This is a genomic window from Trichococcus ilyis, assembly GCF_900109135.1.
Lineage (GTDB): Bacteria > Bacillota > Bacilli > Lactobacillales > Aerococcaceae > Trichococcus > Trichococcus ilyis.
This window is the reverse complement of sequence record NZ_FNYT01000001.1, coordinates 1-14446: the sequence shown is the minus strand read 5'-3', so window position 1 is coordinate 14446 and position 14446 is coordinate 1. Positions and strand designations below refer to the sequence as shown.

15 protein-coding genes are annotated in these 14446 nt (G+C 48.7%); 4 read left to right on the top strand and 11 right to left on the bottom strand.

What is annotated here, in order from left to right:
- Positions 1-21: 21 nt before the first annotated feature.
- The 3 genes from BMX58_RS00075 to rpmG form a co-directional block, all read right to left on the bottom strand.
- The gene (locus BMX58_RS00075) at positions 22-720 is read right to left on the bottom strand and encodes a rhomboid family intramembrane serine protease (protein WP_068620741.1); all 699 of its coding nucleotides are present in this window, start codon (positions 718-720) and stop codon (positions 22-24) included.
- Between the two features lie 36 nt (positions 721-756).
- A complete protein-coding gene (locus tag BMX58_RS00070; RefSeq protein ID WP_162268595.1) occupies positions 757-1302 on the bottom strand; it encodes a 5-formyltetrahydrofolate cyclo-ligase in 546 nt (181 codons plus the stop codon).
- Positions 1303-1418: 116 nt separating this feature from the next.
- Positions 1419-1568: a 50S ribosomal protein L33 gene (rpmG, locus tag BMX58_RS00065; RefSeq protein WP_068620794.1), complete on the bottom strand. Its 150-nt coding sequence runs from the start codon at positions 1566-1568 to the stop codon at positions 1419-1421.
- Positions 1569-1789: 221 nt separating this feature from the next.
- Between rpmG and BMX58_RS00060 the strand changes: the two genes are divergently transcribed.
- Entirely contained in the window at positions 1790-2155 is a 366-nt protein-coding gene (locus tag BMX58_RS00060; RefSeq protein WP_068620743.1) for a DUF6115 domain-containing protein, read from the top strand.
- Positions 2156-2168: 13 nt separating this feature from the next.
- Positions 2169-2657: an MltG/YceG/YrrL family protein gene (locus tag BMX58_RS00055; protein ID WP_068620745.1), complete on the top strand. Its 489-nt coding sequence runs from the start codon at positions 2169-2171 to the stop codon at positions 2655-2657.
- Between the two features lie 121 nt (positions 2658-2778).
- Here the strand turns inward: BMX58_RS00055 and BMX58_RS00050 are convergent, their stop codons facing one another.
- Complete coding sequence (locus BMX58_RS00050; RefSeq protein WP_068620747.1) at positions 2779-4827, bottom strand: peptidoglycan D,D-transpeptidase FtsI family protein; 2049 nt, start codon at positions 4825-4827, stop codon at positions 2779-2781.
- A gap of 268 nt (positions 4828-5095) precedes the next feature.
- Here BMX58_RS00050 and BMX58_RS00045 point away from each other — a divergent pair, with 268 nt between their 5' ends.
- Positions 5096-7771, top strand: coding sequence for a YfhO family protein (locus BMX58_RS00045; RefSeq protein WP_084253735.1), 2676 nt, complete (start codon positions 5096-5098; stop codon positions 7769-7771).
- A 31-nt stretch (positions 7772-7802) separates the two neighbouring features.
- On the opposite strand, the gene BMX58_RS00040 is transcribed toward BMX58_RS00045, so the two are convergent.
- The 7 genes from BMX58_RS00040 to BMX58_RS00010 form a co-directional block, all read right to left on the bottom strand.
- A complete protein-coding gene (locus tag BMX58_RS00040; RefSeq protein WP_068620749.1) occupies positions 7803-8570 on the bottom strand; it encodes a DUF1295 domain-containing protein in 768 nt (255 codons plus the stop codon).
- Between the two features lies 1 nt (position 8571).
- Positions 8572-10365 carry a DAK2 domain-containing protein gene (locus tag BMX58_RS00035; protein WP_068620751.1) on the bottom strand — a complete coding sequence of 598 codons (1794 nt, stop codon included), beginning with the start codon at positions 10363-10365 and terminating at the stop codon, positions 8572-8574.
- A gap of 39 nt (positions 10366-10404) precedes the next feature.
- Positions 10405-10827 (bottom strand): DUF2177 family protein, encoded by a 423-nt coding sequence (locus BMX58_RS00030; protein ID WP_239420495.1) that lies wholly within the window; start codon positions 10825-10827, stop codon positions 10405-10407.
- A 12-nt stretch (positions 10828-10839) separates the two neighbouring features.
- Positions 10840-11517, bottom strand: a complete 678-nt coding sequence (locus BMX58_RS00025) for an ABC transporter ATP-binding protein (protein WP_068620753.1) — start codon at positions 11515-11517, stop codon at positions 10840-10842.
- 12 nt (positions 11518-11529) lie between these two features.
- The gene (locus BMX58_RS00020) at positions 11530-12621 is read right to left on the bottom strand and encodes an ABC transporter permease (protein WP_068620755.1); all 1092 of its coding nucleotides are present in this window, start codon (positions 12619-12621) and stop codon (positions 11530-11532) included.
- A gap of 88 nt (positions 12622-12709) precedes the next feature.
- Positions 12710-13084 carry a MarR family winged helix-turn-helix transcriptional regulator gene (locus tag BMX58_RS00015; protein ID WP_420855193.1) on the bottom strand — a complete coding sequence of 125 codons (375 nt, stop codon included), beginning with the start codon at positions 13082-13084 and terminating at the stop codon, positions 12710-12712.
- Positions 13085-13406: 322 nt separating this feature from the next.
- On the bottom strand, positions 13407-14015 hold the full coding sequence (locus BMX58_RS00010; protein ID WP_068620759.1) for a superoxide dismutase: 609 nt from the start codon (positions 14013-14015) through the stop codon (positions 13407-13409).
- A gap of 264 nt (positions 14016-14279) precedes the next feature.
- Here BMX58_RS00010 and BMX58_RS00005 point away from each other — a divergent pair.
- Positions 14280-14446: helix-turn-helix domain-containing protein (locus BMX58_RS00005; RefSeq protein ID WP_131814011.1), on the top strand; the 167-nt coding region annotated here is incomplete at its 3' end.

Below are 14446 nucleotides of genomic sequence, written 5' to 3'. Positions count from 1 at the left end.
CTCCATTAGTTCAATTTGTATCTAGTATAACGCAAAACCAGTCCGCTTTAAACCCGAATAAGCAAAGAATATAGCGCTCACAATATAAAGCGCCAGAAAAAGGAGTCGCTGCCCTTTTTTGCTTTTCGCTATGCGCGGCATCGACACAAAGACAGCAGCCAACGCTCCTCCCAAAGCCCCTCCCAGGTGCCCGAAGTTATCGACGGAAACCGAAAAAAAGCCGAAAAAGAAATTCAGGACGATCAGCATCGTGAAATTCCGGGCCATCTGCTGGATCCCATAATTGTGCGGAAACTGGCGGCCCAGAACGATGGCTGCAGCAAACAACCCGAAAAGCGAAGTGCTGGCACCGGCAGAAATCGAATCGTTAAAAGCAAAACTCATCAAATTTCCCATCAGACCGCTCAAAATATAGATAAGCGCAAACCGCATGGAGCCGTAGATGTTTTCCATCTGAGTGCCCAAGTAATACAGGGTGATGCTGTTCACCAGAATATGCGTGAAGCCGATATGGATGAACATCGGCGTAAACAAACGCCACCACTCCCCTTGCGCGATGGCCGGGTTGAATTTCGCTCCGAAGAGAATCAGCGTGAAAACATTTGTACTCCCGCCGTTCAAGGTCATCAGCAGGAATATGACGATCTGAATGGCCAAGAACAGATGGGTTGCAGAGAATTCCGTCGGCAGATAGGATCTTTTGGTATTGTATGACCTCATCATGACACTCCCTTTCATATATTATTCCATTTTATACTAGAACGTTGCCGTCAACAACTTTTGGACCGGCACATCAAAAGCTTCGATTTCCCATTGTGGATCCTCGAATAATTGGAATGGGAACAGCACGGAAAGCGTACGCCCTTTGTAAGAGGCCAGATAGCGATCATAGTAGCCGCCGCCGAAGCCGATGCGGTAACCTATTTCCGAAAACGCCAATCCCGGAACCAGCAGCAGATCGATCGCTTCGGACGGGACCGGTTTGCTCTTATCGACAGGCTCCATGATCCCGAATTTGCTCCTCGCCATGGGAGTATCCGGCAAGTATTCATGAAAAGTCATCACCCGGTTTTTCCCGGAATAGGGAATGACCATGCGTTTGCCTTCTTCGAGTCCCTTCCGGATGATTCCCGCTGTTGCGATTTCCGGAAAATTTGACCAAGTCACACCGATCGTTTTCGCTGCTTTCCATTCGTCACTGGCACAGACCGCAGCCGTCAGTTGTTGCTCCATCCGGATCCTTTCCTCAGCAGGGACTTGCCTCAGTTTGCCCAACATTTCTTTTCTGATTTGTTCTTTCACTCGGAATCCCCTCCAATAAGCTGGCTTTTGCAAACCGTTCCTTCTATAGGATACTGTACAAAAAAACTGTATTTCGGAAAATAAAAAAACAACAGGCTTCCCTGTTGTCATTTTAATTATTTTGTTTCACGATGCAAAGTCACGCGTCTTTCACGTGGACAATATTTTTTCACTTCAAGACGGTCCGGATTGTTACGTTTGTTTTTCTTTGTCAAGTAATTACGTTCTTTACACTCCGTACATTCCAATGTAATATTTAACCGCATATTCTTCCCTCCAAACATAAAAAAATTGAAGATCGAATCATCTTCTGCGTTTTTCATTGTATCACTTATAAAAATAAAATTCCACTTTTTTTTGAACAAGTTATGCGCAAACTCACTTTTTTTAGGCATTCTCCTAAGAAAATCCCGGATAAGGTTGCAGAACCAAGCGAATTTCATTAGAATGTTATCAGGCGTCAAAAAGAAGAATTGAGGTGACAAAGATGGAACAATGGACCATCGTGATTGTCTTGCTGACAATCGCAATCATATTGCTGTTTGCATCATTTTTCGTCAAAGATAATGATCGCAAATTTGCTGATGAAATGAGTGAATACACACTGCAATTAACGGAGGAAATCCACGAATTGAAGCGACGGCTCGTCGCTGTAGAAGAGGAATTGGGAAAAGAAGTGCCCGTTTCCGAAGATTCCCAGTCCGTCAAAAAAGTACACAATTTGACTAAGCAGCACATCATCACTTTGTATACAAGCGGCCGAACATTCGATGAAATTGCAGAGCAACTGTCCGTCCCTATCACCACCGTGCAACTTGTTGTCGATAACTACATAGAGCAATCAATCGTATAGAGGAGAAAATAAAGTGAATAAACAAAAGCTTCGTTTTGTATCCATCGGCTTTTTGTTGTCTGCCGTACTGCTGGCCGGCTTCCAGCTCTTCTATCCGGAAGCACTCCCCGGCAGCACCTTGAACGGAGAAGCAAATGCCGATTCAACGGATTATCGCGAGAAATATGAAAGTACTTTGGCGGAACTGGAATTGCAGAAACAATTGGATGAAGCTGCAGCAAGCAGCTCTGTCGCTGCAGAATCAACCGTATCGTCCAGTGTCCCGGCCGAAAGCACTGCGCCCCCCGCCGCAAATGCACCCGTCACCTTCGTCATCACTTCCGGGCAACCGATGTCGGTCGTCATCGATAATCTGGTCAGTGCGGGGCTAATTACGGATCGGGCTGTTTTTGAACAATATCTGAATGACCGGAATCTCGTCACCAAGATCAACGTCGGGGAATATCAGCTGTCGCCGGACATGGGTTATGAAGTCATCGCTGATGTCATCACCTTGGAATAAACCCCGGCCGCAACAAAAAAGAAGGCGCCGAAGCAAGGATCATGCAATCCTTGCTTCGGCGCCTTCTTTCTGTCTGTTTCTTTGGGAATCGTCATCCCCTTGTCGCCTCTGAGCCGACCGATCACTCGGCAGTTTTTGCATAATCCCCTGTATTGAAATAGGCATCAAATACTTTCTTGGCGATCGGTGTGGCCCGGCCTGTCTCTGACCGGAGATACGGAACCACAACGGTTACGGTGATTTCCGGGTCATCGAACGGCGCATAACCGACAAAGGTCGAGTTGAAGACACTTTCTCCCTTCAGATTCTCGTTGTTCCCGTCATAGAAAGCCTCTGCCGTACCGGTCTTAGCGGCAACGTTGTTCGTATCTTTGCCGAAAGTCGAATAGGCAGTTCCGTTCGCGCTGTGGGTGACTTGGTAAAACCCTTGCTGGACACGGTCCATCGCTTCGGCGTCGACAGCGACTTGATTCATCACTTTCGTTTCGAGCGTTGTTTCCAAGGCGCCTAGCGATCCGCTCGCATCCGTGCTGCGGATTTCCGATACCAGTTTCGGGGCGTAACGCGTTCCACCGTTGGCGATGGTATTGATGTATTGCGACAATTGCAAAGTCGTATACAGATCATACTGTCCGAACGATTGGTCGACTACGTTTACAGCCCCTCCCGTCGATCCTGCCAAACCGCTGCCTTCATTCGGCAAATCTATGCCTGTTTTCACGCCCAAGCCGAACTGGGCAAAGTAGCTCCGCAGTTCGTCGATCAGATCAGCCGAAATATTCAGGGTGCCTCCCGCTTCATAAGTTGATTGCCCCCCCATCAGCATGGCCAATTTGATCATGTAAACGTTGGAGGAGCGGGCCAACGCTTCAATGTCATTGATGGCCACTTGACTGCCGACGTTTGGATTGAATACCGATTTCTTCAGATTGGATCCTTGGAATTGCAAGGGTTCATCCACCAGAACATTGTTGTCCATGCTGATGACGCCACTCATGTATCCGGTCAGCACCATCGCGCCTTTGACGGCGGAACCCATCCCGTAACTGGAATTGATGACGCCCAATGCATCATCCACAATCTCATTGGAGGTCGAGCGTTGCTTTCCGGTCATGCCCAGAATCTCTCCCGTGTTCGGATCGGATGCGACGATGTAGACGCGGTCATTGTAGGAGTCCACATTGCTGTTCAGAAAATCGGTCGCAATCTGTTCGATTTCCTTCTGAAAATCGATGTCGATGGTCAGGACAAGGTTATCGCCGGCTTTGCCTTCGTAGGATTCCTCCCGCGTCACTACTGCTCCCGATTGATCCGTAATGGTTTCCCATTGCGATTTTGTGCCTGAAAGAACCGATTCGTATTCCTGCTCCAAGTAGGAGTTTCCGACGCGGTCATTCCGCGCATAGCCTTTAGCCAAATAGGTGGATACTTGATCGCTCGGCAACCCGATTTTTTCGCTGGTCACTCCACCTAAAATACTTTTCAGAAGGTCAGATTCGGGGTAGATCCTGACCCAATCTGTCGCGACATCGACACCGGACAATCCGGCCAAGTTTTCGCTGACTCTCGCGAGCTCCTCATCCGATACGTCCTTATTTTTGATGCTTGTGGTGGACAAAGCGTAAGCGCTGTTCATCCGCTTGAATATGGCAGCGATCTCTTTCTCGTCATCGGTGTAGGCGATGTCTTCCGCCGTTATTTTATCGAGTTCCACATCATAAAGCTCGGAACCCGGCAACAGTTTTTCGTCATCCGTGAGGCGCTTCAGCATAACCTCGTTGTTCACAGCCATCCAATAATCCTTCAAGTCGCGCTCAGTCAGTTCCTCAATGTTCACGCTGATCAAAGCTGATAAGGCCGCGGCCACTTTCGCCATTTCCTCAGCCGTGGTGTTGGCTCCCCTGGTGTAGGTTATGGAATGCTGTGGCTCGTTGCCCACAAGGACGCTGCCGTCTCTGTCATATATCAAGCCGCGGGGCACCGATTCCGTCACAACCGTCGTTTCCGTGCGTTTCACGATGGCTTCGAATTCATCTCCGCGAACGATCTGCAGGTAGCCTAGTCGGAATATCACTGCGGAAAACAGCGAAAAGACGATGAAAAAAAGCAGATTCAAACGAAACGGGATATGCGATTTTCTCTTTCTTTTGCTTTGGGTATTATCTTCCAATTTTTCACCTTCCTAAAAGCATAGTTCAACAACCTATTATAGCAAAAAAAGCAGGCAATACAAACGAAGCAAAAAAATCTTAAGATGTATTGCCGCAGATCGTTCCTGGAAACATTCGCTTTCTTCATAAAAACAGCGGGATATGCTAAAATAGCAGAAGCGCTGGAGCCGTTTCGTTTTGCTTCAACCAGCACGGGTACGGCTTCGCAGTCCGCCGATCACGAAGCCGCGCCATCTATGTTTAGCTTTTAAAGGAGGAATGTGCAGCATGTTGCAGCGTTTCGCTCATCTGTCCCCGCATAAAAATATGCTTTTGCTTTCGTTCCTGTTGCCTTTGTTTGTCATGGCCGTCATATATGCCACGATGGGGGTTTATCCCTTCGGCAACAGCACGCTGCTGACCGTGGATCTCGGTCAGCAATATGTGGATTTTTTCAGTTATTACCGCACAACCCTATTGTCCGATCCTTCTGCGATCTTCTTTTCTTTCACGAAATCATTCGGGGGTGAAATGTTGGGGTTGTGGGCTTATTACCTGATGAGTCCGTTCAACCTCATCTTACTGTTCTTTCCGCAGTCACAGTTGTCTATGGCGGTGACGATCCTGATTCTGCTGAAAATTTCCGCATCAGGTCTGACTTTTGCCTATCTGCTGATTTCCCGCTTTGAAGGCAAAGGTTTGTTGGTCCCATCCTTCGCGCTGAGTTATGCTTTGATGGGTTATGTCATCGTAAATCAGCTGAATGTCATGTGGCTCGACGGCCTCGTTTTCCTGCCCTTGATCGTCCTCGGCCTGGAAAAGCTGCTGTCGGGCGAGAACGGCTTGTTCTACAGCCTGTTCCTTGGAGTGATGTTGCTCTCCAACTATTACATCGGATTCATGATTTGTCTGTTCCTGATCTTCTATTTTGTTTTCGCAATTTCCCGCCAACAAAATTCCGGGAGCCAGGGCCGGAAGGCGCAACTGAAACGCTTGTGGGCGCAAACGGCCCGTTTCGTCGGCTACTCCATCCTGGGGGCCGGATTCAGTTCTGTCTTGCTGGTCCCGACTTTTTACTCTCTGCTGGGCAGCAAAGCCAGTTACGCCAACAGCCTCATCGACTGGAGCTTCGCTTACGATCCTGCCGAAGTCGTTTCAAAGTTTTATATCGGCGCCTTCAATTTCGATCAGATGCCAAGCGGTCATCCTAATCTTTTTATCGGCACAGTCGCGCTGACAGCCTATATCTATTACTTCTTCCATCCTGCCTTCGCGAGGAAGGAGAGGCTCACCACGTTGGCGCTGACCGTCCTGTTCTTCTTGGCGATGAACGTCCAGTTTCTGAACAAAATCTGGCACGCCGGACAATACCCGATCTGGTACCCTTACCGTTTCTCTTTCACGGTCTGCTTCTTTTTCCTGTTGAACGGTTTTAGGGCCTTGCGCGCGTATCGCACTTTCCCGCTGACATTGGCTTGCTGTCTGCTGGTTGCAAACGCGGTCAGTGCCATATATGTCCTAAGGAAGGATTTTGATTTTTTGGAGCCGGTTCAGGTACTGATCACCGCTGTCCTCGCTGTCATCGTGTTGGTTTTGCTGATGTTGAGGGATCAGCCCAGAAAATGGCTTGCCTATGCGCTCCTTTTTGTGGTTACCGCAGAGATGACGGCAAACGCAGCCATCGATCTGTTCCGGTTGGGCTACGTCAAACAGGATGAATTCGTGGATTACCAAACGAATCTGAATATGATGCTGGCTGATATCCGGCCGGCCGAAAATGAATTCTATCGGATCGAAAAAACATTCCAACGCTCCAAAAACGACAGTTTTCAGGCCGCGTATGCCGGCATCAATCATTTCAGCTCCACTTTCGAAAAAGAGATTCCCGCTTTGTTCGGATCGCTCGGATTTCCGGACGGGAACGGCTTTATCGTCTATTCCACCGGCACCTTATTCACGGATGCGCTGTTCGGCGTGAAGTATTTCATCCAAGACAAGCAGTTGCCGGAATCATTTTATGACCTCAATGACGGGGTTTACCGATTGAACCGCAACTCGACCCGGCCGGATCTGACCCAGTACAGCCCCTATTCAGAAACGGACCGGACCATAACTTATGAAAATCCTTATGCCTTACCTTTGGCTTTCGGGGTTTCCGCAAGCGTGCTGGAGTTGCAAACAATCGAGGATCAACCGTTGCTGATGCAGGAACAGGTTTTGGATGCCTTCAATAATCAGGAAAGCATCGAACCCTTTTTTTCCTTGCGCCCGTTCGATTCCAACGTTTTCCAGAACGTCTCATCCACTGCTGCTGATGCGCAAAACACAACCTACTATCGATCTGTGGACGGAGCGATTTCCAGGATTGAGTTCCAGTTCACGCCTGCCAGCGATAATCCGTACTATCTGATTCTGGATGCTGGCATCGATGACGAAAACGCAACCCTATACCTGAACAACGTGAAACTGGATTATTATACGACCTACCGCAACGATCAGGTCATCAATGTCGCGAGCAATCAAAAAGGCGAGAACATCACTTTCACGATCGAGCTGCTCGAAGACTCGATTCGCGTCCAGGACCTCAAGCTTTACGAATTGAACAAGGGCTTGTTTGAGGATGCCATTTCGGCTAGGCAAGCAGAGAGCTTGTCGATCTCCTCATTCAGCCAGACGCACATCACTGGATCTGTTGCGATTCAGAACGAGGATGAAGTGCTGTTGACGACGGTTCCGTACAGCGAAGGGTGGAACGTGACGATCGACGGAGAAGATGCGGAGACAACCTCTGCCTTGGATGGTTTGCTGGCGGTACCGATCACCCCAGGCAAACACACCGTCTCATTGACTTATCGTACCCCGTATCTGCATACCGGCCTGGCGATTAGCGGTTCCTCGATTGTTGGCGCGCTGTTGTTGAAAAAATGCAGCAGAAAGAAAAGAGGGCAGCGGCCGGGAGTGTAATAACTCCTGCCGCTGCCCTCTTTTTTGCCATTTATTTCGGAAACCACGGAAAAAATTTGTTTGTCCGTTTCGAGTAAGCCGCGAAATCTGCGCGATCCGCATACTTTTTCTCAAGCAAAGGCACGCCGGAAACGAACAGCAAAAGCAAGGTCATGACGATCGGACTGACGATCATGTAAAGGCTGCCCCAGCCATCGAAAGCAACGATAAAAATACCCCACCACATCGCGGCCTCCCCAAAGTAATTCGGATGCCGGGTGTACTGCCACAAGCCCTCGGTCATCAATTTCCCTTTGTTGTTTGGGTCGGCTTTGAACCGTTTGAGTTGCGCATCCCCGATCGTTTCGAAAAGGAAGCCGATGATCCAAAGGCCGATACCCGCAAAATGGATCGGCGCCATTTTCTGATTCGTCGAAGTGTTCGTAACGATGATCGGCAAGGAAACGACGAAAGCCAGCAACCCCTGCAACAGAAAAACATTTGCGTAGGCCTTCAGGCGCACAAACGAGGTCCCCCATCGCTTTCGCATATTGATGTAGCGATAATCTTCCGGTTTGTTCCAATTGCGGATCGTGATGTACAGGAAAAGCCGCAACGCCCAAACAGCAACCATCGTCAACAACACAACCGCCCTCAAACCGATGACGCCCGACTGCAGAAAGGTGACGATCGCGACCAACAGGAAGGCCGGGCCCCAGAAACTGTCAACGATCGAATTATTATTCAGATATTGGGCGACGAAAAACAGGACCGTAAAAAAAATCCAAAGCGCACGCGCACTCAACAAAAAACCATCCATCCTATGATTCCTCCTCGCACATATAGGCTACCGCCACCGTTCCGACTCCGGCACTCATTCCGACGATTGTAGAAATGTTCATGATGTATTCAGGTTCCTTGCCGAGCAAAGCCGTACAGCGCGCCCGATAGGTTTCAGCTTTTCCTGGATTGTTGGCATGGACGATCGCATATCTCGAGACTTTCTCCTGCGCATTCACTTTTTCCAGCAGCCGGAACAATTTCTTGCCATTGCCTTTTTCGCTGAACGCCTTCTCCGCTATCGAACCTTTTCCCGCCGCATCGATCGACACGACCGGCTTCAGATTGATCGTCATCGCCGCCAATCCCGAAACTTTCCCCAACCGTCCGGACCGCACCATGTATTTCAAGTTGTTGACGCTGACAAAGATGTTTGTCCGGTCCCTCAAACGTTCGATTGCTCCCACGATCGCATCGAACGGGGTTCCTGCTGCGATCATTTCTGCTGCTTTCATGACGAGCAGGCCTTCAGCACCGGAATTCCGTTTCGAGTCGATTACGGCAATCCGTTTCCCTTCGTGCTCTTTTTTGGCGGCGGCATTCTGAAAAACGCTGTTGGTTCCGCTTTGTTCTTTTGCCACAGTCACCACGATGATTTTGTCGTAGTGGGAGAGCACCGTTTCCAAGTATTTTTCCACGACAACCGGATTCGGCTGCGAACTTTTCGGGTAATCGACAGCCTCCTCCAGCATGGGATAGAACAGATCGGGTGTCATCGTCACCTTATCAAGATAGGAAGTGTTGTCGAAATTGAGGTTGAGCGGCATCATGTGCACTTGATAGCGATCGAGTATTTCTTGCGGTACGTCCGCAATCGAGTCCGTAATCAGCGCGATGTCGAACTTCCGATCAAAAGCGGACTCGTTCTGTCTGACCATATCATCTGCTTTTTGCTGCAGAATGATGCCTTTTTTCCGCAAAACCTGAAACACCTGTTCCGGCGCATTGGCATGAATATGGATTCTGGCTTTGCGGTCGTTGCCTGCCACAATCAAAGAGTCTCCGTAAAGCTCCAATTCTTCCCGTAAGGCCGCCAGATCGATGCCCGTTCCCGACAAAAGCGCTTCTGTGCAGTAGCGGTGGCGGATTTCGCTCTGCCCATGGATCAATTCCTCATTGAAAGAGAGTTCATCCGGTTCTTTGGAGATTGCCTGGTCAACCGTTCCGGTGCGCAAAAATTTGGCGAATCCTTGCAGAAAATAGACAAAACCCTTCGCTCCGGAGTCGACGACTTTGGAATCCTGAAGCACTTTCAAACGCGAAGTTGTGGCTTCCAGGGATTTGTTGGCCGCAACCAGCGATTTCGAGAACAATTCAGCAAAGTTGTCGGAAAAATCCTTATGGCTGTAGACCGCCTCCGCCCATTCACGGATGACGGTGATGATGGTTCCTTCCACCGGATCGGCAATCGCCTGATAAGCATACGGCACCGCATTTTTGACTGTTTCCGCAAATGAAGGGACGGTTATCGCCTCTTCGTCCACCAAACTGAGAAAAATACCATTGATGTATTGGGCAATGATGATGCCGGAATTTCCCCTAGCCCCGGTCAGGGCAGCGTCTGCTATACTGCTCATCGTTTCTTTGACGGTTCCGGAAATTTTCGCATCCAAAATGATGGCATGCATGGTTGAGGAAAGGTTGCTGCCGGTATCACCGTCAGCGACCGGAAATACATTGATTTCATTCAAGCTGTTTTTGTTTTGTATGACTTCTTGTGCACCTGACACAAACGAATTGTAGAGCCTTTCGCTGTCCAATGTCGAAATGTTCATCGTTCTTCCTCCATCTGCTTCTGAGTCTTTTGCTGTTCATCAGAGAAACCTTTGGGCGACAACATAAGTGATTCCGGCTGTCGCGGCGTTCAGGAACGTTCCCCAGGCCAAGTCGATCGCCGTGATCAGGAACGGCCAATCTTTCAGCGTAGCCAAATTGGTCAAATCATAAGTCCCGTATGCGACCAAACCGAAGAACCCGCCAGCCAAAATGGCATACAGCAAGCTTTCCTTCTGGATAGCCGGATGGATGACAAAAAACACCAGGCCCGCGATAAACAACAAATAGAAAATGATGGCTGCGGCCCAATTGACATTCGGCGTCATCAAATGCCCCAAATACTTGCTGTAAAGATTTTTGGATATTGCACCCAACCAGACGATATCCACCAAAAAGAAAACAAAAAACGTCAGAAAATATAATTTGATGCAGTCCATGATTTCTTCCTCCATTTCTGTCATCCGTTATCGTTTTCAGCCGCCGACCCTTTCGGACAATATGCCATCCTTCATCACGTAGACTTTATCGCAATAATCGATCAGACGCTCATCATGCGTCACCATGATGGTCGCCTTTTTCTTCAGTTTCGTTTCGCGGGCAAGGATTTCAACCACTTCAAACGCCTTCTGCGTGTCCAGGCTGGCGGTCGGTTCGTCCGCAAGAATGACGGAAGGGTCATGATACAAAGCTCTTGCTATAGCAACCCTTTGCCTTTGACCTCCTGAAAGGTCACTCGGAAACTTATCCTTCAATTCGAAGATGCCCAATTCCTTCAATAGTTCATCGCGTTTTTGTTTGTCCACTTTGCTCCGTTCAACTTTATTGGCCAAATGCAATTGATCCTGGACCGACAGAAAGGGGACCAAATTGGATGCTTGGAGAATGAAGCCGATCTCTTCGAATCTGAGTTTCGCGCGTTTTTTTTCGGTTACCTCGCTGAATGGTTTGCCGTTGATCAGGACCTTGCCGGAAGAAGGGGTCTGCAGGCCGCCTGTTATGGTCAAGAAAGTACTCTTGCCCGATCCGCTGGGTCCGATAATGGCCACGAACTCGCCAGCCGCTATGGCTATATTGGTTTTCTTCAAAGCGTCGATCTTCAGTTCGCCTTCACCGAATGACCGGGAAACATCTATCATTTCAATTAAATTCATGCGTTATCTCTCCTATCCGATTGCTTTCAATGGGTCTATTTTGACGACCGCCCTAACTGAGAACACCCCGCCGATCATGGCCATAACGACCAATAAACCAGCAATGCCAACAAGAAAATACAAATTTGTCCGGTAAGGGACGGCAGGAGGCAAAACCATGGCTGTCGCTGCGGTCAAGAGCAATCCGATGCCCACTCCGATTGCCGCCAACAGGAACGTTTGGATGACGACCGATTTTGCGATGTACCCGCTTGAAATTCCTTGCGCCTTCATGACGCCGAACATGCTGGTTTTCTGCATCGTCAAAACGTAGATGAAAATTCCGATCACGACAGCCGCAATGACGACCAAAAATCCGATCATCAAACCGAATGTGAGTACTTGTGCAGTATATCCAGGAATCTCATTGATGTATTCCGCTATCGGGTAGATAATCAGGTCTTCGTTTCCGGTGTCCACTCCTTCAATCGTCCCGTCGGCCCCTTTCACCACTATCGCGCTGATGCGCCCCTCATCGGATTCGTCGATCTGCTCAAAACGGACATCCTGGTAGGAGGAAACGGTCGTATACAAAACCGGCGCGACACTGAACTTGGCATCTTCGGTGAATCCGACTACCCGGACTTCCTTGTCGGATCCCGCCAACTGCAGAACATCGCCAAGCGCAATTCCCTCCTCTTCCTTCAGACTGATGTCCGCGATGACTTCATCATCATTTCGGAAAACTTCCCCTTCGATAACTTCCGGCATCAGGAACTGATCCGGTTCGATACCAAAAAAGGTCGTGTTTATTTTTGCATCATCCCCCGAGGTTCCCTTTTTCCTGATGACATTAGGCGCTATCCCGATAACAGCCGCTTCGTCGGCCTCCACCGCATCGATGGCTCCTTTCGGCATCATCGACATGTTGATGTTCGTATTCGATTCGTCCGTCAGGATGATGCCGTCCGCCCCCCACTTATCGATACTGGTCCGGTTATCCTGTGCCAAGCCATAGGCCAGCCCAACCAAAAAAAAAACAAGATAGGAAACCAGCACCATGACGCCGATGATCAGTGAGAACCTTGTTTTTGCATGCTTAATCTCTTTCCAAGCTAAGAACATATTTTTCTTCCCCTCTATTTTTTATTTCTGCACATACTGCCTTTGATGAAAAATGGGATGATCCTTCAGATATGACGCCGGATCTCCTTCAGCCCTCGGCGATATCCGTCTGGTTCATCGCGTTGTTCAGAATTTTCAACTGTTTCATCAAAAATAATCCCTCAATCCCCTCAAGATTACAGCTATTCACTTCGGACAAAATTGCCGAATGGATCGCTTGCTTCGAAGTGATCGCTTTTTCGTTTAACGAAACGAGCATGGCGCGCTTATCCAGCGGAGAAGGTTCCTTGCTGAGCCATCCCTGTTTTTCGAGCCGGTTCAGTATCGGATTCAACGTTCCGATCCCCATCCCCAACCGCTCGCCGATCTGTTTGATCAAAATACCGTCGCCGTCCCATAGAGCCAACAGCACCAAGTATTGAGAAAAGGTCAACCGAAATTCTTTTAAAGCGCGATTATACATTCTGGCAAATCCGTTCGCGGCGCGATACACTTCTAAACAAAGTTGGTCCTCAAGGGGCCTTTCAAAAATTGATTCCTCCACCCGAATCGACTCCTTTACAATTATCCTTATCCCAAATATACATCTTACAAGATATATATTAAGCGATAGCCTCTTCAAAGTAAAAGGATTGCACTCGGAAATGACGGACAGACGGGCTGAGTCACAGGGACACTGCACTCGGATCACCGCAACCCGGTTTAATCAATATTTTTACAGTGAGAAAAAAGGATCCAGAGCGGGTGCCCTGAATCCTTTAAGTGGATTGCAATAACTTTGGTGCTTACTTCGCAGCCGCCAAACGGCTGTTGACTTCATCCCAGTTCACAAGGTTCCAGAACGCTTTGATGTAGTCGGGACGAACGTTCTTGTAGTTCAGGTAATAAGCATGTTCCCATACATCCAAGCCCAAAATCGGCGTTTTGCCTTCGCTGATCGGAGAGTCTTGGTTTGCAGTGGAAGTGATTTCCAGCTTGCCGTCCGAAACGACCAGCCAGGCCCAACCCGAACCGAAGCGACCGATGGCTGCCGCCGTGAATTTTTCCTTCATGGCGTCAAAGCTGCCGAAAGCCTCTTCGATTGCCTCTTTGACAGCTCCAGTAGGCTCTCCGCCCGCATTCGGTGCCAAAATTGTCCAGAACAAGCTGTGGTTTGCATGTCCACCGCCATTGTTGCGGACGGCCGTACGGATATCTTCCGGGACATTGTTTAAGTCAGCCAATAATTCCTCGATGGTTTTTTCAGCCAATTCAGGATGTTTTTCCAATGCCGCATTCACATTCGTGATGTAGGCATTGTGGTGTTTCTCGTGATGCAGGTGCATCGTTTCCTCATCGATATATGGTGTCAAAGCGTCGTACGCATAAGGTAATGCCGGTAATGTAAAAGCCATGTTGAATTCCTCCTAAAGAATAGTTTAGTGATTTCTGACTGATTTCACTGTATCATCAATTGCTGACTTTATCAAAAATAATGCCTCGAAACCGTAGCAATTAATGATTGTGTTATTTGAAAAACTAAATTCCAGTTGACTGGTTCAAAATACGGAATTAACTTCTGCAAAGCTGGGAGTGGAATTCACTCCTGCAAACAGCCTATAATTCAAGGTGGATAATGTTTTGCTTCCTCACTTACAAAAAGAAGGAAGTGTTCACCTATGACAACACAGAAACATTTAACCCTTGAAGATCGTTACGCCATTCAACACTCACTTGAAAAACGCCACTCCTTCCGCACCATAGCCCGCTCCCTGGACAAAGACCCGACCTCCATTTCAAAAGAAGTCAGACGGCACCGCCAGAGTAGATATTACGTGGGCCAGGG